The organism is Pseudomonas sp. Os17, assembly GCF_001547895.1.
Lineage (GTDB): Bacteria > Pseudomonadota > Gammaproteobacteria > Pseudomonadales > Pseudomonadaceae > Aquipseudomonas.
Genome location: NZ_AP014627.1, coordinates 6,090,327 through 6,109,182, shown reverse-complemented (window position 1 = coordinate 6,109,182; position 18,856 = coordinate 6,090,327). Strand labels below are relative to the sequence as shown.

The 18,856-nt window shown below is 65.1% G+C and carries 21 protein-coding genes and 1 pseudogene; 13 read left to right on the top strand and 9 right to left on the bottom strand.

The window, feature by feature from the left end:
* Positions 1 to 13 precede the first annotated feature (13 nt).
* A complete protein-coding gene (locus tag POS17_RS27040) occupies positions 14 to 361 on the top strand; it encodes a hypothetical protein (protein ID WP_060841310.1) in 348 nt (115 codons plus the stop codon).
* 92 nt (positions 362 to 453) lie between these two features.
* On the opposite strand, the gene trxA is transcribed toward POS17_RS27040, so the two are convergent.
* Genes trxA through POS17_RS27025 form a run of 3 tightly spaced genes read right to left on the bottom strand, consistent with a single transcriptional unit; the run spans position 454 to position 2,523 of the window.
* A complete protein-coding gene (gene trxA / locus POS17_RS27035) occupies positions 454 to 1,326 on the bottom strand; it encodes a thioredoxin (RefSeq protein WP_060841309.1) in 873 nt (290 codons plus the stop codon).
* A gap of 31 nt (positions 1,327 to 1,357) precedes the next feature.
* Entirely contained in the window at positions 1,358 to 2,068 is a 711-nt protein-coding gene (locus POS17_RS27030; RefSeq protein ID WP_060841308.1) for a class I SAM-dependent methyltransferase, read from the bottom strand.
* On the bottom strand, positions 2,065 to 2,523 hold the full coding sequence (locus tag POS17_RS27025; RefSeq protein WP_060841307.1) for a hypothetical protein: 459 nt from the start codon (positions 2,521 to 2,523) through the stop codon (positions 2,065 to 2,067). Before POS17_RS27025 ends, POS17_RS27030 begins: the two co-directional genes overlap by 4 nt.
* 129 nt (positions 2,524 to 2,652) lie before the next feature.
* On the opposite strand from POS17_RS27025, the gene nrdR reads away from it, so the two are divergent.
* The 12 genes from nrdR to POS17_RS26965 all read left to right on the top strand — a co-directional run bounded on the left by nrdR (position 2,653) and on the right by POS17_RS26965 (position 11,323).
* The gene (gene nrdR / locus POS17_RS27020; RefSeq protein ID WP_060841306.1) at positions 2,653 to 3,117 is read left to right on the top strand and encodes a transcriptional regulator NrdR; all 465 of its coding nucleotides are present in this window, start codon (positions 2,653 to 2,655) and stop codon (positions 3,115 to 3,117) included.
* Positions 3,114 to 4,247 carry a bifunctional diaminohydroxyphosphoribosylaminopyrimidine deaminase/5-amino-6-(5-phosphoribosylamino)uracil reductase RibD gene (ribD, locus tag POS17_RS27015; protein WP_060841305.1) on the top strand — a complete coding sequence of 378 codons (1,134 nt, stop codon included), beginning with the start codon at positions 3,114 to 3,116 and terminating at the stop codon, positions 4,245 to 4,247. Before nrdR ends, ribD begins: the two co-directional genes overlap by 4 nt.
* A 46-nt stretch (positions 4,248 to 4,293) precedes the next feature.
* On the top strand, positions 4,294 to 4,956 hold the full coding sequence (locus tag POS17_RS27010; RefSeq protein WP_060841304.1) for a riboflavin synthase: 663 nt from the start codon (positions 4,294 to 4,296) through the stop codon (positions 4,954 to 4,956).
* A 16-nt stretch (positions 4,957 to 4,972) separates the two neighbouring features.
* Positions 4,973 to 6,064, top strand: coding sequence for a bifunctional 3,4-dihydroxy-2-butanone-4-phosphate synthase/GTP cyclohydrolase II (ribBA, locus tag POS17_RS27005; protein ID WP_060841303.1), 1,092 nt, complete (start codon positions 4,973 to 4,975; stop codon positions 6,062 to 6,064).
* Between the two features lie 91 nt (positions 6,065 to 6,155).
* Positions 6,156 to 6,632 carry a 6,7-dimethyl-8-ribityllumazine synthase gene (gene ribH / locus POS17_RS27000; protein WP_016968455.1) on the top strand — a complete coding sequence of 159 codons (477 nt, stop codon included), beginning with the start codon at positions 6,156 to 6,158 and terminating at the stop codon, positions 6,630 to 6,632.
* Complete coding sequence (nusB, locus tag POS17_RS26995) at positions 6,629 to 7,129, top strand: transcription antitermination factor NusB (protein ID WP_047306286.1); 501 nt, start codon at positions 6,629 to 6,631, stop codon at positions 7,127 to 7,129. The genes ribH and nusB overlap by 4 nt, the downstream gene beginning before the upstream one ends.
* Before the next feature lie 18 nt (positions 7,130 to 7,147).
* Entirely contained in the window at positions 7,148 to 8,113 is a 966-nt protein-coding gene (gene thiL / locus POS17_RS26990) for a thiamine-phosphate kinase (RefSeq protein WP_060841302.1), read from the top strand.
* The gene (locus POS17_RS26985) at positions 8,110 to 8,613 is read left to right on the top strand and encodes a phosphatidylglycerophosphatase A family protein (protein WP_060841301.1); all 504 of its coding nucleotides are present in this window, start codon (positions 8,110 to 8,112) and stop codon (positions 8,611 to 8,613) included. The genes thiL and POS17_RS26985 overlap by 4 nt, the downstream gene beginning before the upstream one ends.
* A gap of 10 nt (positions 8,614 to 8,623) precedes the next feature.
* On the top strand, positions 8,624 to 9,379 hold the full coding sequence (locus POS17_RS26980) for a substrate-binding periplasmic protein (RefSeq protein ID WP_060841300.1): 756 nt from the start codon (positions 8,624 to 8,626) through the stop codon (positions 9,377 to 9,379).
* Between the two features lie 113 nt (positions 9,380 to 9,492).
* Entirely contained in the window at positions 9,493 to 10,110 is a 618-nt protein-coding gene (ribA, locus tag POS17_RS26975) for a GTP cyclohydrolase II (RefSeq protein ID WP_060841299.1), read from the top strand.
* Entirely contained in the window at positions 10,107 to 10,526 is a 420-nt protein-coding gene (locus POS17_RS26970; protein ID WP_060841298.1) for a hypothetical protein, read from the top strand. Before ribA ends, POS17_RS26970 begins: the two co-directional genes overlap by 4 nt.
* Complete coding sequence (locus POS17_RS26965) at positions 10,526 to 11,323, top strand: cobalamin-binding protein (RefSeq protein ID WP_060841297.1); 798 nt, start codon at positions 10,526 to 10,528, stop codon at positions 11,321 to 11,323. Before POS17_RS26970 ends, POS17_RS26965 begins: the two co-directional genes overlap by 1 nt.
* A 66-nt stretch (positions 11,324 to 11,389) precedes the next feature.
* Here the strand turns inward: POS17_RS26965 and POS17_RS26960 are convergent.
* The 6 genes and pseudogenes from POS17_RS26960 to POS17_RS26935 all read right to left on the bottom strand — a co-directional run bounded on the left by POS17_RS26960 (position 11,390) and on the right by POS17_RS26935 (position 18,828).
* A pseudogene (locus POS17_RS26960) lies at positions 11,390 to 13,280 on the bottom strand (TonB-dependent receptor plug domain-containing protein).
* Between the two features lie 101 nt (positions 13,281 to 13,381).
* Complete coding sequence (gene dxs / locus POS17_RS26955; RefSeq protein WP_060841296.1) at positions 13,382 to 15,280, bottom strand: 1-deoxy-D-xylulose-5-phosphate synthase; 1,899 nt, start codon at positions 15,278 to 15,280, stop codon at positions 13,382 to 13,384.
* Positions 15,281 to 15,381: 101 nt separating this feature from the next.
* Entirely contained in the window at positions 15,382 to 16,269 is an 888-nt protein-coding gene (ispA, locus tag POS17_RS26950) for a (2E,6E)-farnesyl diphosphate synthase (protein WP_060841295.1), read from the bottom strand.
* A complete protein-coding gene (locus POS17_RS26945; protein WP_011063724.1) occupies positions 16,266 to 16,508 on the bottom strand; it encodes an exodeoxyribonuclease VII small subunit in 243 nt (80 codons plus the stop codon). The genes ispA and POS17_RS26945 overlap by 4 nt, the downstream gene beginning before the upstream one ends.
* Positions 16,509 to 16,698: 190 nt before the next feature.
* Positions 16,699 to 17,868, bottom strand: coding sequence for an MFS transporter (locus POS17_RS26940; RefSeq protein ID WP_060841294.1), 1,170 nt, complete (start codon positions 17,866 to 17,868; stop codon positions 16,699 to 16,701).
* Positions 17,869 to 17,889: 21 nt separating this feature from the next.
* The gene (locus POS17_RS26935; protein ID WP_060841293.1) at positions 17,890 to 18,828 is read right to left on the bottom strand and encodes a LysR substrate-binding domain-containing protein; all 939 of its coding nucleotides are present in this window, start codon (positions 18,826 to 18,828) and stop codon (positions 17,890 to 17,892) included.
* Positions 18,829 to 18,856 lie beyond the last annotated feature (28 nt).

The window sequence follows — 18,856 nt, the reverse complement described above, 5'->3', positions numbered from 1 at the left end:
CGGGAGTGCAGCGATGTTGCGAATTCGTGGAAGCATCGGCGACTGGCCGGTGGATTTGACCCTGGAACTGGACGAGGGCGATTGGGCGCAACTGGGCGCGCAGTTGCAGGCGGCCAGGCCTGAAGCGGCGGCACCGACGCCGGTGAGCAAGCCGGCCAGCCAGGACGATGCCTTGTGGCAGACCGCCAAGGATCTGTTGCGCAAGGCGGGCCAGATTAGCGGGCCCGAGTTGCTGGAGCAGTTGGAGGGGCTGACCGGCAGCGCCGCGTCGGGCAAGCGCCTGCTGGTGCGCTTGCGCCACTGCACCGAGGTCAAGGTGGTCAGCGGCGCCGATACGCCGATCTACAGCTGGGTGCAGTGAGCCTGTAGGAGCCAGCTTGCTGGCGAACGCGTTAGGTCTGTCAGAACGCTTTCGCTGGCAAGCCAGCTCCTACACACGCCGGCACATCCTGCTCAGTACAGGGCGGCGAACAGTTTGCGGCGGTAGGCGGTTACCAGCGGATGATCGTTGCCCAGCAGGTCGAACACCTGCAGCAGGGTCTTGTGGGCAATGCCTTCGTTGTAGCTGCGGTTGCGCATGAACAGCTTGAGCAGGGCCTCCAGCGCCGCTTCGTATTGCTGGCGGGCCAGTTGCTGGATCGACAGTTGGTACAGGGCTTCGTCGTCTTGCGGGTCCTTGGCCAGGCGCGCCTTGAGGTCGGCGGCATCTGGCAGATCCGCGGCCTGCTTGAGGAATGTGATCTGCGCCTTGGCGCCGGCCAGGGCGGCCTTATGCTCATCGCTCTTGACCGCGTCGAGCACGGTCTGGGCTTCGTCCAGTTCGCCGCGCTCGGCCAGGCAGCGGGCGTAAAGGATGAGGGCCTTGGCGTTGCTGTTGTCTTCCCCCAGCAGCACTTTGAGGAGGGCTTCGGCGTCGCCGATACGGCCTTCGCCAAACAGTGCTTCGGCCTGTTCCAGCGGGTCGGCAGCGGGCGGTGGCGGCATCTGCACATGGGGTTCGAGCATGGCCCGCACCGCGGATTCCGGCTGCGCGCCGGCAAAGCCGTCCACCGGCTGGCCGTCCTTGAACAGCACCACGGTGGGCAGGCTGCGGATGCCGAAGCGGGCGACGATGTCCTGCTCGACATCACAGTTGACCTTGGCCAGCAGCAGCTCGCCCTGATAGCTCTCGGCGATCTGTTGCAGCATCGGCATCAGCGCCTTGCAAGGCGCACACCATTCGGCCCAGAAGTCCACCAGGACCGGCTTGTGGAAGGAGTTCTCGATGACCGACTGGTCGAAGTCGGCGGTGCGGGCGTCGAAGATATACGGCGTGTCCTGACTCATGGGGTATCTCGAATAAGCGGGAATGGAAGCACTATAAAGTTGCCCGGGACAGATCGCTATCGCCTGCGGGCGCCGGTTTGCCGGCCAATGGCCGCTGCGCGTGATACAGGCTCACCTTGCGAAACTCCCAAGGCTCGGCCAGGTCCGGCAGGGTCAGGGCATTGAGCGTTTCCAGGCGCTGATACAGCGGGTGCTGGAAGTCCCTGACCCGGGAGTCCGCCACCAGGGCCTGGCGGCCACGGCTGAGAAACTGGTCCAGTAGCGGCAGGTTGGCCCGGTTATAGAGCACATCCGCCACCAGGATCAGGTCGAAGCGATCGGCCTCGGCGAAAAAGTCCGTGGAATAGCTCAGCTCGACGCCGTTGAGTTCGGCGTTGGCCCGGCAGGCGGCAATGGCCAGCGGGTCGAGGTCGCAAGCCACCACTTCCAGGGCTCCGGCCCAGGCTGCGGCAATCGCCGCCACCCCGGAGCCGGCGCCGAAATCCAGCACCCGCTTGCCTTGCACCCAGTGCGGGTGTTCGGCCAGGTAGCGGGCCAGGGCCAGGCCGCTGGCCCAGCAGAAACTCCAGTAAGGCGGCTCGTGGAGAATGCGCCGGGTTTCTTCCGGGGTGAAGGCGCGGTCCATGTTCCGGGCGTCGATCAGCCAGAGTTTCAGCTGGGTATCGGGCAGCTCGCAGGCCACCAGTTGCGCGTCCCCCAGCAGTTCGCTGAGGGCGTCTTGCAGGTCGAGCGGTGGGTTCATGGGGCTTTGACGAATTGCAGTGGTCCCAGAGCCTGGGTGGTGGGTTGGTCGATGCGTACCGCCGGCAGGTGCAGGATCAACTGGCCGGATTGGCTGGCGCGGCCACGCAGTTCGACCCGGGCTCCGCTCGGGAATGCCTCGGCGGCGAAACGCAGGCGAAACGGCAGAGCCTGACTGGTGCCGTTGAGGTTGCTGCTGGCCAAAAGGCGTTGCGGGCGACTGCGTTCATCGATCACCAGCAGGGCCAGTTCCACGTCGGCGCCGGCCGGCACGCCCTCAAGGGTGCCGCTCAGTTCGCGCTGATAGGCCGGCAAGGGGCCGAGATCGACAGGTTGCTGATTTTTTTTCACCGTCTGTGGCGAGGAGGAGACGGGGGCCGCAGGTTTCGGGGCATCGCTGCTGCAGGCGACCAGCAGGCTGACAAGACTGAGCAAAACGAGCGGTCTGAGCGGCATCTGAAGCTCCAACAAGGCGAATTTCCGTGTGCGAAACATAATAGTCGGTCTGTATACCGTAAAGGCTATGGCTTGTCTTGCCAGTGGGATGCGCTACCATGGCCCTCCCTTTTTTTGTTGCCTGCCACCATGCACTGTCCCTTCTGCGGTGCCAACGACACCAAGGTCATCGACTCGCGTCTGGTCGCCGAGGGCGAACAGGTGCGCCGCCGGCGTGAATGCCTGGCCTGTGGTGAGCGTTTCACCACCTTCGAAACCGCCGAACTGGTGATGCCGCGCCTGATCAAGACTGACGGCAGCCGTCAGCCCTTCGACGAAGAAAAACTGCGCGCCGGCATGCAGCGCGCCCTGGAAAAACGCCCGGTGAGTGTCGAGCGCCTGGAAGCGGCGCTGGTGCACATCAAGCACAAGCTGCGGGCCACCGGCGAGCGTGAAGTCAAATCCCTGGTCGTGGGTGAACTGGTGATGACCGAGCTGCAGAAGCTCGATGAAGTCGCCTATATCCGTTTCGCGTCGGTGTACCGGCGCTTCCAGGACCTCAACGAATTCCGCGAAGAGATCGACCGCCTCGCCCGCGAGCCGGTCAAGCCATGAGCCAGTCCCCGGAGCAAGCGGTGCTCGACGCGCACTACATGGCCCGCGCTCTGGAACTGGCGCGCAAGGGGCGCTACTCCACCCATCCCAATCCCCGGGTCGGTTGCGTCATCGTGCGCGACGGCCAGGTGGTGGGTGAGGGCTGGCATGTCCGGGCCGGCGAACCCCACGCCGAAGTCCACGCCCTGCGCGCGGCCGCTGACCAGGCCCGTGGCGCCACGGCCTATGTGACCCTGGAGCCTTGCAGTCATCACGGACGCACGCCGCCTTGTGCCGATGCCCTGGTCAATGCCGGAGTGGCGCGGGTGGTCGCGGCGATGCAGGACCCGAACCCGGAAGTCGCCGGGCGTGGCTTGCAGCGCCTGGCCCAGGCCGGTATCGACACCCTCAGCGGTGTGCTGGAGGCCGAGGCCCGGGCGATCAACAAGGGTTTTCTCAAGCGCATGGAACACGGCCTGCCTTATGTGCGGGTCAAGCTGGCCATGAGCCTTGATGGTCGAACAGCGATGGCCAGTGGTGAAAGCCAGTGGATCACCGGACCTGCGGCGCGCTCTGCGGTGCAGCGCCTGCGGGCCGAATCGTCCGTGGTGCTGACCGGTGCCGATACGGTGCTGGCCGATGATGCGCGGCTGACCGTGCGCGCTGCCGAACTGGGCCTGGACGCCGAGCAGACGGCCTTGGCCATGAGCCGGCCGCCGCTGCGGGTGTTGATCGATGGTCGCCTGCGAGTGCCCCTCGATGCACCGTTCTTCAAGGCCGGCCCCGCCCTGGTAGCGACCTGCGCGGCGGTGGAGGAACAGTATGCCAACGGTCCGGAATGCCTGATCGTGCCCGGCCCCGATGGCCTGGTGGATCTGCGTCGGCTGTTGCTGGAGCTCGCCGCCCGAGGTGTCAACGAGGTGCTGGTGGAAGCCGGTCCGCGATTGGCCGGAGCCTTTGCCCAGCAGGGCCTGGTGGACGAGTACCAGATCTTCGTCGCCGGCAAGTTCCTCGGCTCCTCTGCGCGGCCGCTGCTGGACTGGCCGCTGGCGCGGATGAGCCAGGCGCCCTTGCTCAAGATCATCGAAATGCGCGCGGTGGGCGATGACTGGCGAGTCACTGCCATCCCGGCCCCACCAGCGAGCGTATAATTCCCGACTTTCGCCTACCCGGCGGCCCGTTCTCGAGGAGGACTCCATGTTCACCGGCATCATCGAATCCATCGGCAGCATTCGCGCATTGACCCCAAAAGGCGGAGATGTGCGGGTCTATGTAGAAACCGGCAAGCTTGATCTGGCCGACGTCAAACTGGGCGACAGCATCGCGGTGAACGGCGTCTGCCTGACCGCGGTCGAGCTGCCGGGCGATGGTTTCTGGGCCGATGTCAGCCGCGAGACCCTGGATTGCACCGCCTTCCATCAGTTGAAAACCGGCAGCCGGGTCAACCTGGAGAAAGCCCTGACCCCGACCACCCGCCTGGGCGGTCACCTGGTCAGTGGTCACGTCGACGGCGTCGGTGAAGTGGTGGCGCGGGAGGAAAATGCCCGGGCCATCCAGTTCCGCATCCGCGCACCGAAGGAGCTGGCCAAGTACATCGCCCATAAAGGCTCGATCACCGTCGACGGCACCAGCCTGACGGTCAACGCGGTGAATGGCGCCGAGTTCGAGCTGACCATCGTGCCCCACACCCTGGCGGAAACCATCATGGCCGACTACCGGCCGGGTCGGCAGGTCAACCTCGAGGTCGACCTGCTGGCACGCTACCTGGAGCGCCTGCTGCTGGGCGACAAGGCGGCCGAGGCCACTGGCGGCACCATTACCGAAAGTTTTCTGGCCGCTAACGGCTATCTCAAATCCTGACTCAAGGGGGTGCCGCGTGGCGCTCAACAGCATCGAAGAACTGGTTGAAGACATCCGCCAAGGCAAGATGGTCATCCTCATGGATGACGAAGACCGCGAGAACGAAGGCGACCTGATCATGGCCGCCGAGTGCTGCAAGGCCGAGCACATCAACTTCATGGCCAAGCACGCCCGTGGCCTGATCTGCATGCCCATGAGCCGCGAGCGTTGCGAGCTGCTCAAGCTGCCGCTGATGGCGCCGCGCAACGGTTCCGGCTTCGGCACCAAGTTCACCGTCTCCATCGAGGCCACCGAAGGCGTGACCACCGGCATCTCGGCCGCCGACCGTGCGCGCACCGTGCAAGCGGCGGCCGCCAAGGACGCCAAGCCCGAGGACATCGTCAGCCCGGGCCACATCTTCCCGCTGATGGCGCAGCCCGGCGGGACCCTGGCCCGTGCCGGCCACACCGAAGCCGCCTGCGACCTGGCGCGCATGGCCGGTTTCGAGCCAAGCGGGGTGATCTGCGAGGTGATGAACGACGACGGCACCATGTCCCGTCGCACCGAGCTGGAAGCCTTCGCCGCCGAGCACAACATCAAGATCGGCACCATCGCCGACCTGATTCACTACCGGATGATCCACGAACGTACCGTTCAGCGGATTGCCGAGCAGCCCCTGGACAGCGAACTGGGCCAGTTCAACCTGGTGACCTATCGTGATTCCGTGGAAGGCGACGTGCACATGGCCCTGACCCTGGGGGACATTTGCGCAGAGGAACCGACCCTGGTGCGGGTGCACAACATGGACCCGCTGCGCGACCTGCTGATGGTCAAGCAGCCGGGCCGCTGGAGCCTGCGCGCGGCCATGGCCACCGTGGCCGAGGCCGGCAGTGGTGTGGTGCTGTTGCTGGGGCACCCGCTGGATGGCGATGTACTGCTGGCGCACATCCGTGAAACCGCGGAACACCAGCCGGTGAAGAAACCCACCACCTACAGCATCGTGGGTGCCGGTTCGCAGATCCTCCGCGACCTGGGCGTCCGCAAAATGCGCCTGATGAGTGCGCCGATGAAGTTTAATGCGATATCCGGTTTCGACCTGGAAGTTGTAGAATACGTGCCCTCCGAATAACAGCCGGTCGTTTGCGGCTTGAAATTCGCGGTTCAAATATCACTGAAGAGCGTGTGCTAGACACGCTCTGGCTCTTTAAGAGATTTGTCGAATGACCCTGAAGACCATCGAAGGTACCTTCATCGCCCCTAAAGGCCGCTATGCCCTGGTGGTCGGCCGTTTCAACAGCTTCGTCGTCGAAAGCCTGGTCAGTGGCGCGGTTGACGCCCTGGTTCGCCACGGCGTGAGCGAAAGCGACATCACCATCATCCGTGCCCCTGGCGCCTTCGAAATTCCGTTGGTTGCACAGAAAGTCGCACAGAAGGGTGAATACGCGGCGATCGTCGCCCTGGGCGCGGTCATTCGTGGCGGCACTCCGCACTTCGAATACGTGGCCGGCGAATGCACCAAGGGCCTGGCCCAGGTGTCCATGGAGTTCGGCGTGCCAGTGGCCTTCGGCGTGCTGACCGTTGATTCGATCGAACAAGCCATCGAGCGTTCCGGCACCAAGGCCGGCAACAAAGGTGCTGAAGCTGCCCTGTCCGCCCTGGAAATGGTCAGCCTGCTGGCGCAGTTGGAGGCCAAGTGATTAGCGACGAAAGCGATCGTTTCAACCCGCGCGATCCCAAGCCTGCCAACGCCGGCAAGCCATCCAAGAGCGCCAAGCGTCGCGAAGCCCGTCAGCTCGCGACCCAGGCGCTGTACCAATGGCACATGGCCAAGCATTCGCTGAACGAGATCGAAGCGCAGTTTCGGGTCGACAACGATTTCACTGATATCGACGGCGCCTACTTCCGGGAGATCCTGCACGGGGTTCCGGCCAACAAGAACGAGATCGACACCGCGCTCGTGCCTTGCCTGGACCTCGCCATCGATGAGCTGGATCCGGTTGAACTGGCGGTTCTGCGCCTCTCCACCTGGGAGCTGCTCAAGCGCGTCGACGTGCCTTACCGCGTTGTGATCAACGAAGGTATCGAACTGGCCAAGGTCTTCGGTTCCACCGATGGCCACAAGTTCGTCAATGGTGTTCTCGACAAGCTGGCACCGCGCCTGCGCGAAGCTGAAGTGAAGGCGTTCAAGCGCTGATCCGCGCTTGCAGCTGCCATGGGCGAGTTTGAGCTGATCCGTCATTACTTCGCTGCCGCGCCCTGTGCGCAAGGCGGCGAGGGTATTGCCCTGGGGATTGGCGATGACTGCGCCTTGCTGGCGGTTGCACCCGGCGAGCAGTTGGCGATTTCCACCGACACCCTGGTGGCGGGTGTGCATTTCGCCGATCCCTGCGAGCCCTTTCTTCTAGGTCAACGCTCTCTGGCGGTGGCTGTCAGCGACCTGGCCGCCATGGGCGCCACGCCGCTGGCCTTTACCCTGGCCCTGACCCTGCCGACGGTGAGCACCGATTGGCTGCAGGCCTATGCCCGCGGCTTGAACCTCATGGCCCAGGACTGTGGCGTGCGCCTGATCGGCGGCGACACCACCCGCGGTCCGCTGACCTTGACCCTGACCGTGTTCGGACGGGTTCCCGGCGGCCAGGCCCTGACCCGCAGCGGCGCCCGTGCCGGCGACCTGCTGTGTGTCGGTGGCGAGTTGGGCAATGCGGCCGGCGCCTTGCCGCTGGTACTGGGGCAGCGCCGCGCCGAGGCGGCGGTGGCCGAGCCGTTGCTGGCCCACTACTGGTCGCCCCGACCGCAGTTGGCCCTGGGTCAGGCCCTGAGAGGCAAGGCCAGCGCCGCCCTGGACATTTCCGATGGCCTGCTGGCCGATTGCGGGCATATCGCGGCCGCCTCGGCGGTTGCCGTGCAACTGGACCTGGAAAAACTGCCCCTGTCTCCGGCGCTGCTCAGCTTCCTGGGGCTGGAAGGTGCTCGCGCTGCCGCCCTGAGCGGGGGCGACGACTATGTCCTGGCCTTCACCCTGCCGCCTGCCGAACTGGCGCCGCTGCGGGCGGCGGGGTGGCCGGTGCACGTGGTGGGGCGAGTGCTGGCGGGGCAGGGGGTGACCCTGCTGGATGCCGGCGGCCAGGACATCACCCCCGGTATCCGGGGTTATCAACACTTTCCGGAGACACCGTGACAGATCATCCCAAGCAGGTCCCGGCGGAGTTCGTCCCGCCGTCGGTCTGGCGCAATCCCTGGCACTTCCTGGCTTTCGGCTTCGGCTCCGGCACCTTGCCCAAGGCGCCCGGCACCTGGGGCTCGCTGGTTGCGCTACCCTTTATCCCGCTGTGGCAGATGCTGCCGGACTGGGGCTATTGGCTGATGCTCGGCATCACCATGCTGTTTGGCTTCTGGCTGTGCGGCAAGGTGGCCGATGATCTGCGGGTGCATGACCACGAAGGCATCGTCTGGGACGAAATGGTCGGCATGTGGATCACCCTGTGGCTGGTGCCTGAAGGCTGGTACTGGCTGCTGGCGGGTTTCCTGATGTTCCGCTTCTTCGACATTCTCAAGCCATGGCCGATTCGCTGGGTCGACCGGCATGTGCACGGCGGTGTCGGCATCATGCTCGACGATGTGCTGGCCGGTGTGTTCGCCTGGCTGGCGATGCAGGGGTTGGTGTGGTGTTTCAGCTGAGAGGTTAGGCATGGATGTGCGCCGCGTGCTGCTGGTATTGCTGGTTGTCTGGAGCTGCGGCGTCCGGGCCAATGAGTTGCAGGCGCAACCCCAGCAGATCCGCATCGCCAGTGAAGAATGGAGCCAGTACACCGAAGCCAATGGCGAAGGCCTGGCCTGGGACATTCTGCGGGAAGTGTTCGAGCCCCAAGGGGTGCGCATCGAGCGCAGCAGCGTGCCTTACACCCGCTCGGTGGGCCTGGTGCAGCGTGGTGAAGCGGATGCGCAAGTGGGCGCCTATCGCGACGAATCTCCCGGGTTGCTTTACCCGCGCTGGAACTACGACACCGACCACATCTACTCCCTGGGGCTGGCCAGTCATCCCGAGCTGACCCTGGCCAACCTCGGCAGTTACCGTCTGGTCTGGGTGCGTGGCTACAAGTACCAGGACTACCTGCCCAATGCCCGGCGCTACAACGAGATTCGCCGGCGCATCGGCATCCTGCCGATGTTGCAGTACGGCCGGGCCGACTATTACATCGACGCCCAGACCGAGATCAGCTACGTGCTCGCGCAAGCCCAGGACCCGAGTCAGTTCAAGATCAGCCACCTGGCCGAGCTGCCCCTGTACCTGGGCTTTGCCGACAACCCCCGCGGTCGTGCCCTGCTGGCCCTGTATGACCGGCGCATGGAGCAGTTGGTGAAAGACGGGGTCCTGCGCCCGATCTTCCAGCGTTGGAAGCAGCCTTATCCCTTTGACGAGAGCCGGCAGCCGGCGGTCCGTTGATCAAACTTATCGATCTTTATCTCCGATAATTCAGCCTAAGCGTGCAGTGGAGGCTGCTGTTACAATGCCGCCTCTGCGAATCTCCAGTCCTCATACAGATCAGGAGCACAACAGTGCCCGTCGTTTTTGTTGCCGCTTCCAAGCTGCCTACGCCTTTTGCGCAATTCACCATGCATGGTTTTCTTGATGAAGCCACCGGTCGCGAGCACGTGGTGCTCAGCCTGGGGGACATCGCCGATGGCGCGCCGGTTCTCGGCCGCCTGCACTCCGAATGCCTGACCGGCGACGCCCTGTTCAGCCAGCGTTGCGATTGCGGCTCGCAACTGGAAGCCGCGCTGCGGGCCATCGCCCGGGAAGGTCGCGGGGTGCTGCTGTACCTGCGTCAGGAAGGTCGCGGCATTGGCCTGCTGAACAAGATCCGCGCCTACGAGCTGCAAGATGGCGGCGCCGATACCGTGGAAGCCAACGAGCGTCTGGGCTTTGCCGCGGACCAGCGTGACTACGCCATGTGCCTGCCGATGCTCGAGCATCTGGGGGTCAAGTCCCTGCGGCTGATGACCAACAACCCGCGCAAGGTCAAGGCGTTGACCGACATGGGCATCCAGGTTGCCGAGCGGGTGCCGCTGCACACCGGGCACAACCCCCACAACAAGCTGTACCTGGCGACCAAGGCCAGCAAGCTCGACCACATGATGGGCAACGAGCATCAGGGCGAGGTCGACCGCGCGTGACTCGGGGCCAAGTCAAGCGGCGCCTGGCCGTCAGTTGGTGGAAGTACCTGGCCCTGGCCTTGCTGCCGCTGTTTGTGATCAACCTGGTGTTTGGCCAGGGCGAGGCCTTGATGCCGGTGCTGGCGATGCCATTCTTTATCGCCGGTACGGCCTCGATGTTCGTCAGCCTGCGTTTTTTCAACGGCTACAAACATGCCTTGATCGCCGCCGGCAAGGCCCTGGATACCCCTGAGGAGCCTGCCGCCTGGATCGCCCTGGCGGCCCGTCGTCGTGCCGCCTTCCTGGCGGCATCCTTGCCAGCCTGGATCGGTGCCCTGGCGGTGTTCGTCGGCCTGGAAGCGGTGCCGCTGATGCTCCTGGCCCTGTCCACCGCCGTGCTGTTCTACCTCTACCGTATTCCTCGTCAGCTCGGCTGATGTGGCGCTGGCTGGCGGTCCTGTGCCTGCTGGTCGGCACACCGGCACTGGCGGCGCAGCGGGTGGTCAGCCTGGCGCCGTCGCTCTCGGAAATCGTCGTCGAGCTGGGGGCTTCCGACTTGCTGGTGGGCGTGCTGGATGCCGGTGAGCGGCCGGCACCGCTCAAGGACCTGCCTTCGGTAGGGCGTTATGGCCAGTTGGATATCGAGCGTCTGCTGAGCCTTCGACCGGATTTGCTATTGCTCTGGCCGGGCAGCGTCGGCCCGGCCCAGCGCGATCAGCTGGCGCGCCTGGGGATCCCCACTTATGTCGCCGAGCCTCATGATTTCAAGCAACTGACGGCGCAGATCGCCGAAATCGGCGAGCGTCTGGGGCGCTCGGCGGCCGCTCGTAAACTGGCCGCCGAGTTGGACGGGCAACTGGCCGGTTTGCGTGCCCGCTATCACCGCGAACCGGCGTTGCCGGTGTTCTACCAGGTCTGGGACCGGCCGCTGTATACCGTGGGCGGTGGCCAGATCATCAGCGAAGCCCTGAGCGTCTGTGGCGCCCGCAATGTGTTTGTCGACCAGTCGTTGCCGGCGCCCCAGGTCAGCATCGAATCGGTGTTGCAGCGCAACCCGCAGGCAATTCTGGCCACCGCGCAAGGGCAGCTGGATGCCTGGAAAGCCTGGCCGCAGATTGCGGCGGTGCAGCAGGGGCGGCTGTTGTTGGTGAGGGACAAGGGGCTGGAGCGACCCAGCGGGCAGATGATCGCGGCGACGGCCAAGCTCTGTGCGTTGATCGCGCCTGAGCGCTGAGTCCCTTCGCCGGCAAGCCGGCTCCTACGGGTTCAGCAGGAGCCGGTGTGTGGGCGAGGCGGGGGGTTACAACTCGGGCGTCCAGGTCACGCCGAACATCCAGGCGCGGCCTTCGGTGCGGTAGCCATAATCGTTGCCGTCGTACTCGTAGAGCGCGCGGCTATAGGCCTTGTCGAAGAGGTTGTCGAGCTTCAGGTCCAGCTTGAGTTCCTGATTGACTGCCCAGCTACCGCGCAGCCCGAACACGCCATAGCCGCCCACAGGCACCTGTTTCTTCACGCTCAGGTCTTCATAACTCCTGCTCACCAATTGCCAGCTGGCGCCGAACGCCAGGTCGCCGAACTGCCGGTCCAGATCCAGATTCAAGGTACGGCGGGCTCGACGTGGCAGTTGATGGCCATCCTGACGATTGCGCGGATCGATGAACGCGGCACCGAGGCTGCTTTGCCAGCCGAACAGTGTTTGTTTCAGGGTTGCCTCGAAACCGTTGATCCTCGCGGCGCCGACGTTTTCCGGGCGCTGGGCGACGCGGTCATAAATAATCGCGTCCTTGATATCGGTACGGTAGATCGAGGCTTCCAGGCGGCTGTCTGGCGTCAGCTGGCTGCGCCACTGCAACTCATAGCTTTTTGAGTGTTCCGGCTTGAGGGTCGGGTTGCTGAAACCCGGGTAATACAGGTCGCTGAAATTCGGCGCCCGAAAGCCTTCGCTGTAGGACAGCAGCAGGTCGTTGTCCGGATTCAGCGGCAGAGTGAAGGTGCCGCTCCAGGTGTTCTGGCTGCCGTACTGCTGGTTCTGGTCGCGGCGCAGACCCAGTTCGGTGGAAAAACTGTCGCCGTGAAAACGATGCTGAATAAAGGCGGCGCGGTTCCAGCGGCTGTCTTCGGCAAAGCGGACCGGGCTGGTGTTGAGTCGATCCTCGTACCAGTCCGCCCCCAAGATCAGGCTGTTGTCTTCATCCAGGCGCAGCGTTCTGCCAGTTCAGCGAGTCGCGGTAGGTGTTGAACACGCTGCGCTCATCACTGAGCTTGTCGCGCTTGAGGTCACGGTTTTCGCTGTGTCCGAGCTCGACCCGCGATTGCCAGTTGTCATGGATGTTCGCGTCGAGATAGCCGCTGAGGCTGCTGACACTGAAGTCGGTGTAAGGGTCTTGGGCGAAGACGTTGTAGTTGGAGTCGTAGCGTCCGAAAGGGTTGTCATAGCGGCTGCGACCACGGTTATCCAGCAGGTTGAAACCCAGCTCCAGGTCATCGCTCAAGGCGTGGCTGAGGGTCAGGCTCAGGGACCTGTTGCGATAGCCATCGTGGTCGGCATCGCTGGGAAACGACGGGCGAGTCCAGTCGATACCGGCACTTTCATCCAGGTTGGCGCCGAGGCTGAATCGGGTCTGGGCGTCGCCGCCGGACAGTCCCAGGCTGCGCTCCCAGGTCTGGTTGCTACCGGCGGCGATGCGCATGCGCCCGTGCAGTCCCGAGTCGGCGCCGCGCCGGGTGAAGATCTGGATTACCCCGCCAATGGCATCGCTGCCGTAGATCACCGAGCGCGAGCCGCGCAGCACTTCCACCCGCTCGATCTGCTCGACGCTGATGAATTGCAGGTTGCTGTCGCCGGAGGATGAACTGCTGATGCGCTGGCCATCCACCAGCACCAGGCTCTGGGCCGAGTTGGTGCCGCGAATGAAGATGTTCGGCAGGTTGCCGCGTCCGCCGCTCTGGGCAACCTGCACCCCGGGCACCCGTTGCAGCAGGTCGGTCAGGCTGGTGGGTTGCAGGCGGTCGATATCTTCCCGGGTGAATACCGTGTTCGCCGCGCTGCTGTCGTTGCGAGCTTCCACCTGTCGGTTGGCACTGATCAGCATCTCGGGCAGTTTCAGGGCCTGGTCGCGCTCGAGGGGCTCGGCCAGAAGTTCGGTACAAGGCAGGAGGCAAAGGGGTAGGGCAAAGCGAGCAAGTTGCATGGCTATTCCATTAGCGCACTGCGGCCTTGGCCGCGGGCAGCGAAAGGGCAGGTCGTGCAGCGGACGCCCGCGTGGCGGGCGTCCGCAGTCGCGTGTGGCGATTACAGGCCCAGCAACTCCAGGCGCTGGCGCACCGAGGCTTCGATGCCGGCTTCGTCGAGCCCGCATTCGGCAAGCATCTGCGCCGGTTTGGCGTGCTCGACGTAGGCGTCGGGCAAGCCCAGGTGCAGGATCGGCTTGAGGATGCTTTCGCGGGCCAAAAACTCGCTGACCGCGCCACCGGCGCCGCCCATGATGGCGTTCTCTTCAATGGTCACCAGCAGTTCATGGCTGCCGGCGATCTCGCGCACCAGGGCTTCATCCAGGGGTTTGACGAAACGCATGTCGACCACGGTGGCGTCGAGCTTTTCGGCCACTTGCAGGGCTTCGGCCAATTGCACGCCGAACACCAGCAACGCGACCTGTTTGCCCTGGCGACGGATCACGCCCTTGCCGATCTCGATCGGTTCCAGGTCCTTGTCGATCGGCGCGTTGGGGCCGGTGCCGCGCGGGTAGCGCACGGCGGCGGGGCCGTTGTACAGGTGCCCGGTGCTGAGCATCTTGCGCAACTCGTTCTCGTCGCTCGGCGTCATCACCAGCATGCCGGGGATGCAGCGCAGGTAGGACAGGTCGAAGCTGCCGGCGTGGGTCGGGCCGTCTTCGCCCACCAGTCCGGCGCGGTCGATGGCGAACAGCACGTCGAGGTTCTGCACCGCCACGTCGTGGATCAGTTGGTCATAGCCGCGCTGCAGGAAGGTGGAGTAGATCGCCACCACCGGCTTGGCGCCTTCGCAGGCCATGCCGGCCGCCAGGGTCACCGCATGCTGCTCGGCAATCGCCACGTCGAAATAGCGCAGCGGGAAACGCTCGCTGAAGGCCACCAGGTCCGAGCCTTCCTTCATTGCCGGGGTGATGCCCACCAGGCGCGGGTCGGCGGCGGCCATGTCGCACAGCCACTCGCCAAACACGCCGGAGTACTTCGGACCGCCGGCCTTTTTCGGCGCGGCCGCCGGAGCATCCAGGGGTTCCAGCTTGGTGATGGCGTGGTAGCCGATCGGGTCGACTTCCGCCGGGGCGAAGCCCTTGCCCTTCTTGGTCACCACATGCAGGAACTGCGGGCCCTTGAGGTCGCGCATGTTGCGCAGGGTGGCGATCAGGGTCGGCAGGTCGTGGCCGTCGATGGGGCCGATGTAGTTCCAGCCCAGCTCTTCGAACAGGGTGCCGGGCACCAGCATGCCCTTGGCGTATTCTTCGGTGCGGCGGGCGATTTCCCAGGCACCGGGCAGGCGCGACAGCACTTTCTTGCTGCCTTCGCGCATGCTGGCGTAGGTGCGGCTGGAGAGAATCTTGGCCAGGTAGTTGGACAGCCCGCCGACATTGCGTGAGATCGACATGTCGTTGTCGTTGAGGATCACCAGCATGTTGGCGTCCACTTCCGGCGCGTGGTTCAGCGCCTCGAAGGCCATGCCCGCGGTCAGGGCGCCGTCGCCGATCACCGCGATGGCCTTGCGTTCGCTGTGCTGCAGGCGGGCGGCGATGGCCATGCCCAGCGCGGCACTGATGGAGGTGCTGGAGTGGCCGACGCCGAAGGTGTCGTACTCGCTCTCGGAGCGCCGCGGGAAGGCCGCCAGGCCGTCTTTCTGGCGCAGGGTGGCCATCTGTTCGCGACGACCGGTGAGGATCTTGTGCGGATACGCCTGGTGACCCACGTCCCACACCAGCCGGTCGTCCGGGGTGTCGAACACGTAATGCAACGCGATGGTCAGCTCGATGACGCCGAGGCCGGCACCGAAGTGCCCGCCGGTCTGGCCGACCGTGTAGAGCAATTCCAGGCGCAATTCATCGGCCAGGGTTTCCAGCTCGGCTTCACCTAACCGGCGCAGGCCGTCCGGCGTCTGGGCACGGTCGAGCAGCGGCGTGGTCGGGCGTTTGCGGGGAATCTCATGAAACGTCGTGGGCATCAGGCGAATCGTTATAGGTATAGAAAGAGGCGGCAGTTTACCTTATGCATCGCAAGCTGCCCACGCAGAGCGCCGAACTTGGCCGATATGCGGCGCGTCGATCAGTGGCGGCGCTCGACGATATACCGCGCCAGCTCGCGCAGGGGCTCGGCCGCTGCGTCAAACGGACGCAGCGCATGCAGCGCCTGGTCCCGCAGCTCCAGAGCGTATTCCTTGGCCGCGGCCAGCCCCAGCAGTGCCGGGTAGGTCGGTTTGTCCCGGGCGATGTCGGCGCCCTGGCGCTTGCCCAGGGTGGCGGTATCGCTTTCGACGTCGAGGATGTCGTCCTGCACCTGGAACGCCAGGCCGACAGCCTGAGCGTAGGTCTGCAGGGATTTGAGCTCGTCTTTCTCGGCCCGGCCGCTGGCCAGGGCGCCGAGGATCACGCTGGCTTCGATCAGCGCGCCGGTCTTGTGCCGATGCATGTATTCCAGGGCTTGCTGATCGAGCTTGAGGCCTACCGAGCCCAGGTCGATGGCCTGGCCGCCCACCATGCCCGCCGGGCCTGCGGCCTGGGCCAGGGTGGTGACCATGCGCAGCCGGATCTCGGCGCTGGCGTCGCTCAGGCCCGGGTCCAGTAGGGCACTGAACGCCAGGCTCTGCAGGCCGTCGCCGGCGAGAATCGCGCAGGCTTCGTCGAAGGCTTTGTGGGTGGTGGGCTGGCCGCGCCGCAGATCGTCATCGTCCATGGCCGGCAGGTCGTCGTGGACCAGGGAGTAGGCGTGAATCAGTTCCACCGCGCAGGCCGCGCCGTTGGCTTGTTCGGGCCGACCGCCCAGGGCCTCGCAGGCGGCATAGGCCAGCAGCGGGCGCACGCGCTTGCCGCCATTCATCACGCTGTAGCGCATGGCTTCATAAAGACGGGCAAGTTCGGGGCTGGGAGCGGTGAACAGGGTGTGCATTGCAGCGTCGACGCGGGCCTGGCTGGCGGCCTGATAAGCGGCAATCATTCTGGCTGTTCCGCATCGAAGGGTTGTTCGGCCAGTTCGCCGTCGCGTTCCAGCAGGATCTGCACCTTCTGCTCGGCCTGGGCCAGGGCGGCCTGGCAATCACGGGTCAGGCCGATGCCTTGTTCAAAGGCGGTCAACGAGTCTTCCAGCGACAGCTCGCCGTTCTCCAGACGCTCGACCAGGGTTTGCAGGTCGGCGAGGGATTGTTCGAAATCTAAGGCAGCTTTTTTGCGGGCCATGGCGGCTATCCCGGTTGACGTTAAACCGGCGCGACACTAGCAGACACCGGGGTTTCGGGCAAATGAGAAGCGCTCGCTGGCACACTCGGACCCGGGTGGCGCCAGGCGCCCTGCGGGCCGGTGCAAGGAGGCGTTTTGGAGGGGCTTTGACGAGCGATCCGGCTTGACCTTCACTTGCACCGCGGCGGTATCAGGGGGAACCGGTATCGGCCTCGCCCCGAAATTCCTCGCTGACCTTGCTCGGTTGTACCCGCCAGGCCAGCAGCAGGGCGAACGCCGAAAACATCAGGTAGAAGACGTGGTGCCCGTAGAGGTCCATCAGGGCGCCGCTGAGCAAGGGGCCCAGGCAGGCGCCAACACCGCGGGTGGCCAGGAGCATGGCGCTCAGGGCCACGCGTCGGGATTGTTCGATGTGCTCGTTGGCCAGGGCGACTGCCAGTGGGTAGAGGCTGAACAGCAGCAGGCCGCTGAGGCAGGCGAACAGCAACATCCAGGTGAACGACAGACTGAACAGCCCCCACAAAGGCACGCTCACCAGGCACAGCAGCAGTGCGCAGGCGCGGATCAGCCGCGCGCGGTCGAGGCGATCCGAAAGCCAGCCGAGCGGCCACTGGCCGCACAGGCCGGCGAGGATCGCCACGGCGACGAAGGTGCCGGCCTGGGCCGTGTCCAGGCCGCTCAAGGTGATGAACACCGGTGCCAGGGCATAGAACGAACCCACCAGCAGCCCGGTGACAAATACCGTGCTCAGGGCTTGCGGCACCCGCTGCCAGAAAAAGCCGATCTGCAGCGGCGCCGCCTCCAGTCTGGCCGGGTGCAGGCGCCGGGTCAGGGCGACGGGCAACAGGCAGGCGGCGAAACACAGGGCGACGATCAGTAGCGGCTTGAAGTCCAGCTCGGGGCGCCAGATCAGCACCCCCTGGCCGAGGATCAGGCCCAGGGACACCGCCACCATGTAGCCGGCGAATACCGCGCCACGCTGCTGGTTGCCTGCCTGCTCGTTGAGCCAGCTTTCGATCACCATGTACTGGTTCATCATCACCAGGCCGGTGATGAAGCGCAGCGCCAGCCACAGCCACAGCGCCTCGAACAGCATGTGCAGGAGCACGATCATGGTCGCGGCACCTGCGCAGGCGACGTAGGAACGGATGTGGCCAACCGCGGCGATCATCCGATGGCCGAACTTGGCGCCGCCGACCATGCCGGCGTAGTAGGCCGCAGTCAGGCCGCCGATCCACAGTTCACCAACCCCGTCGCCGGTCAGGCGCAGGCCGATATAGCTGAAGAACAGCCCGTTGCCGGTGAGCATCAGGAGGGTGGCGCAGTACAGCGCGGGAAATGTCAGCAGGGTCAGGTTCATGAAGTCGTCAGGTCTGGGCGGTCAAGGACCGGTTTCGTGGGCCAGATGGGCATGCTCCAGCAGCCATTGGCGAAAGCGGCGCACGGCGGTGGGCGGATTGCGGTGGTGCGGTTGCATCAGGTTCAGGCGCCCGCGGCTGGGCATGCGCTGCGGCAGTGCGCGTTGCAGGCGTCCGGCGGCGAGTTCGTCCTGCAGCAGGCTTTCCCAGCCCAGGGCCACGCCCTGGCCCATCACCGCCGACTGCATCAGCAACTGGTAGCTGTTGGTGCGCAGGGCGTGTTGCGGGGAGTGATAGGTCGCGCCCACGGCGCTGAACCAGTCGGACCAGGTCAGCCAGTCGTGATAGTGGTCCTCGACGATCAGCAGCCGGTGTTCCTGCAGCAGGTGTTGCGGGTCGCGAATCGGCCCCTTGCGGCTCAGGTAGTCCGGGCTGCATACGCAGATCACCTGCTCCCCGGCAAATACCGGGGTCAGCTCCAGGCCCAGGGGCGCCGGCAACTCGTCCAGGTGATAGAACAGTCCCAGGTCGTACTCGCTGACATCCAGGTGCAAGGGGCTTTCACTGCAGAGGATGCGGATGTCCAGCTCCGGATACAGGCTCTGGAACGCCGGCAGCAGGCGCGCCAGCCAGATCGAGCTGATGGTCGGGGTGCTGGCCAGGGTCAGTTGGCGCTCGGCGCCGCGGCGGCGCAGTTCCGCGGACTCGCGGTCCAGCTCGCGCAGCAGGCGCTGGATGGTGCGAAAGTAGCGCTCGCCCGCCGGGGTCAGGCTGATGCCCAGGTTGTGGCGGTGGAACAGCGGCCGGGCGAGGTTTTCCTCCAGCCGCTTGATCTGGCGGCTGACCGCGCTCTGGGTCAGGTTCAGTTCCTGGGCGGCCCGGGTAAAGCTCAAATGACGGGCCACGGCCTCGAAAGGCTGCAGGCAGTTGAGAGGGGGCAGATCGACGTTTCGATGCGACATGCGGGTACCAGTCTGCAGGGGGCGGGCG

Bases quoted from the DNA above. Each gene is read 5' to 3' on its own strand.
- POS17_RS27040 (WP_060841310.1), top strand. From the start codon at position 14: ATGTTGCGAATTCGTGGAAGCATCGGCGACTGGCCGGTGGATTTGACC.
- trxA (WP_060841309.1), bottom strand. From the start codon at position 1,326: ATGAGTCAGGACACGCCGTATATCTTCGACGCCCGCACCGCCGACTTC.
- POS17_RS27030 (WP_060841308.1), bottom strand. From the start codon at position 2,068: ATGAACCCACCGCTCGACCTGCAAGACGCCCTCAGCGAACTGCTGGGG.
- POS17_RS27025 (WP_060841307.1), bottom strand. From the start codon at position 2,523: ATGCCGCTCAGACCGCTCGTTTTGCTCAGTCTTGTCAGCCTGCTGGTC.
- nrdR (WP_060841306.1), top strand. From the start codon at position 2,653: ATGCACTGTCCCTTCTGCGGTGCCAACGACACCAAGGTCATCGACTCG.
- ribD (WP_060841305.1), top strand. From the start codon at position 3,114: ATGAGCCAGTCCCCGGAGCAAGCGGTGCTCGACGCGCACTACATGGCC.
- POS17_RS27010 (WP_060841304.1), top strand. From the start codon at position 4,294: ATGTTCACCGGCATCATCGAATCCATCGGCAGCATTCGCGCATTGACC.
- ribH (WP_016968455.1), top strand. From the start codon at position 6,156: ATGACCCTGAAGACCATCGAAGGTACCTTCATCGCCCCTAAAGGCCGC.
- thiL (WP_060841302.1), top strand. From the start codon at position 7,148: ATGGGCGAGTTTGAGCTGATCCGTCATTACTTCGCTGCCGCGCCCTGT.
- POS17_RS26980 (WP_060841300.1), top strand. From the start codon at position 8,624: ATGGATGTGCGCCGCGTGCTGCTGGTATTGCTGGTTGTCTGGAGCTGC.
- POS17_RS26965 (WP_060841297.1), top strand. From the start codon at position 10,526: ATGTGGCGCTGGCTGGCGGTCCTGTGCCTGCTGGTCGGCACACCGGCA.
- dxs (WP_060841296.1), bottom strand. From the start codon at position 15,280: ATGCCCACGACGTTTCATGAGATTCCCCGCAAACGCCCGACCACGCCG.
- ispA (WP_060841295.1), bottom strand. From the start codon at position 16,269: ATGATTGCCGCTTATCAGGCCGCCAGCCAGGCCCGCGTCGACGCTGCA.
- POS17_RS26945 (WP_011063724.1), bottom strand. From the start codon at position 16,508: ATGGCCCGCAAAAAAGCTGCCTTAGATTTCGAACAATCCCTCGCCGAC.
- POS17_RS26940 (WP_060841294.1), bottom strand. From the start codon at position 17,868: ATGAACCTGACCCTGCTGACATTTCCCGCGCTGTACTGCGCCACCCTC.
- POS17_RS26935 (WP_060841293.1), bottom strand. From the start codon at position 18,828: ATGTCGCATCGAAACGTCGATCTGCCCCCTCTCAACTGCCTGCAGCCT.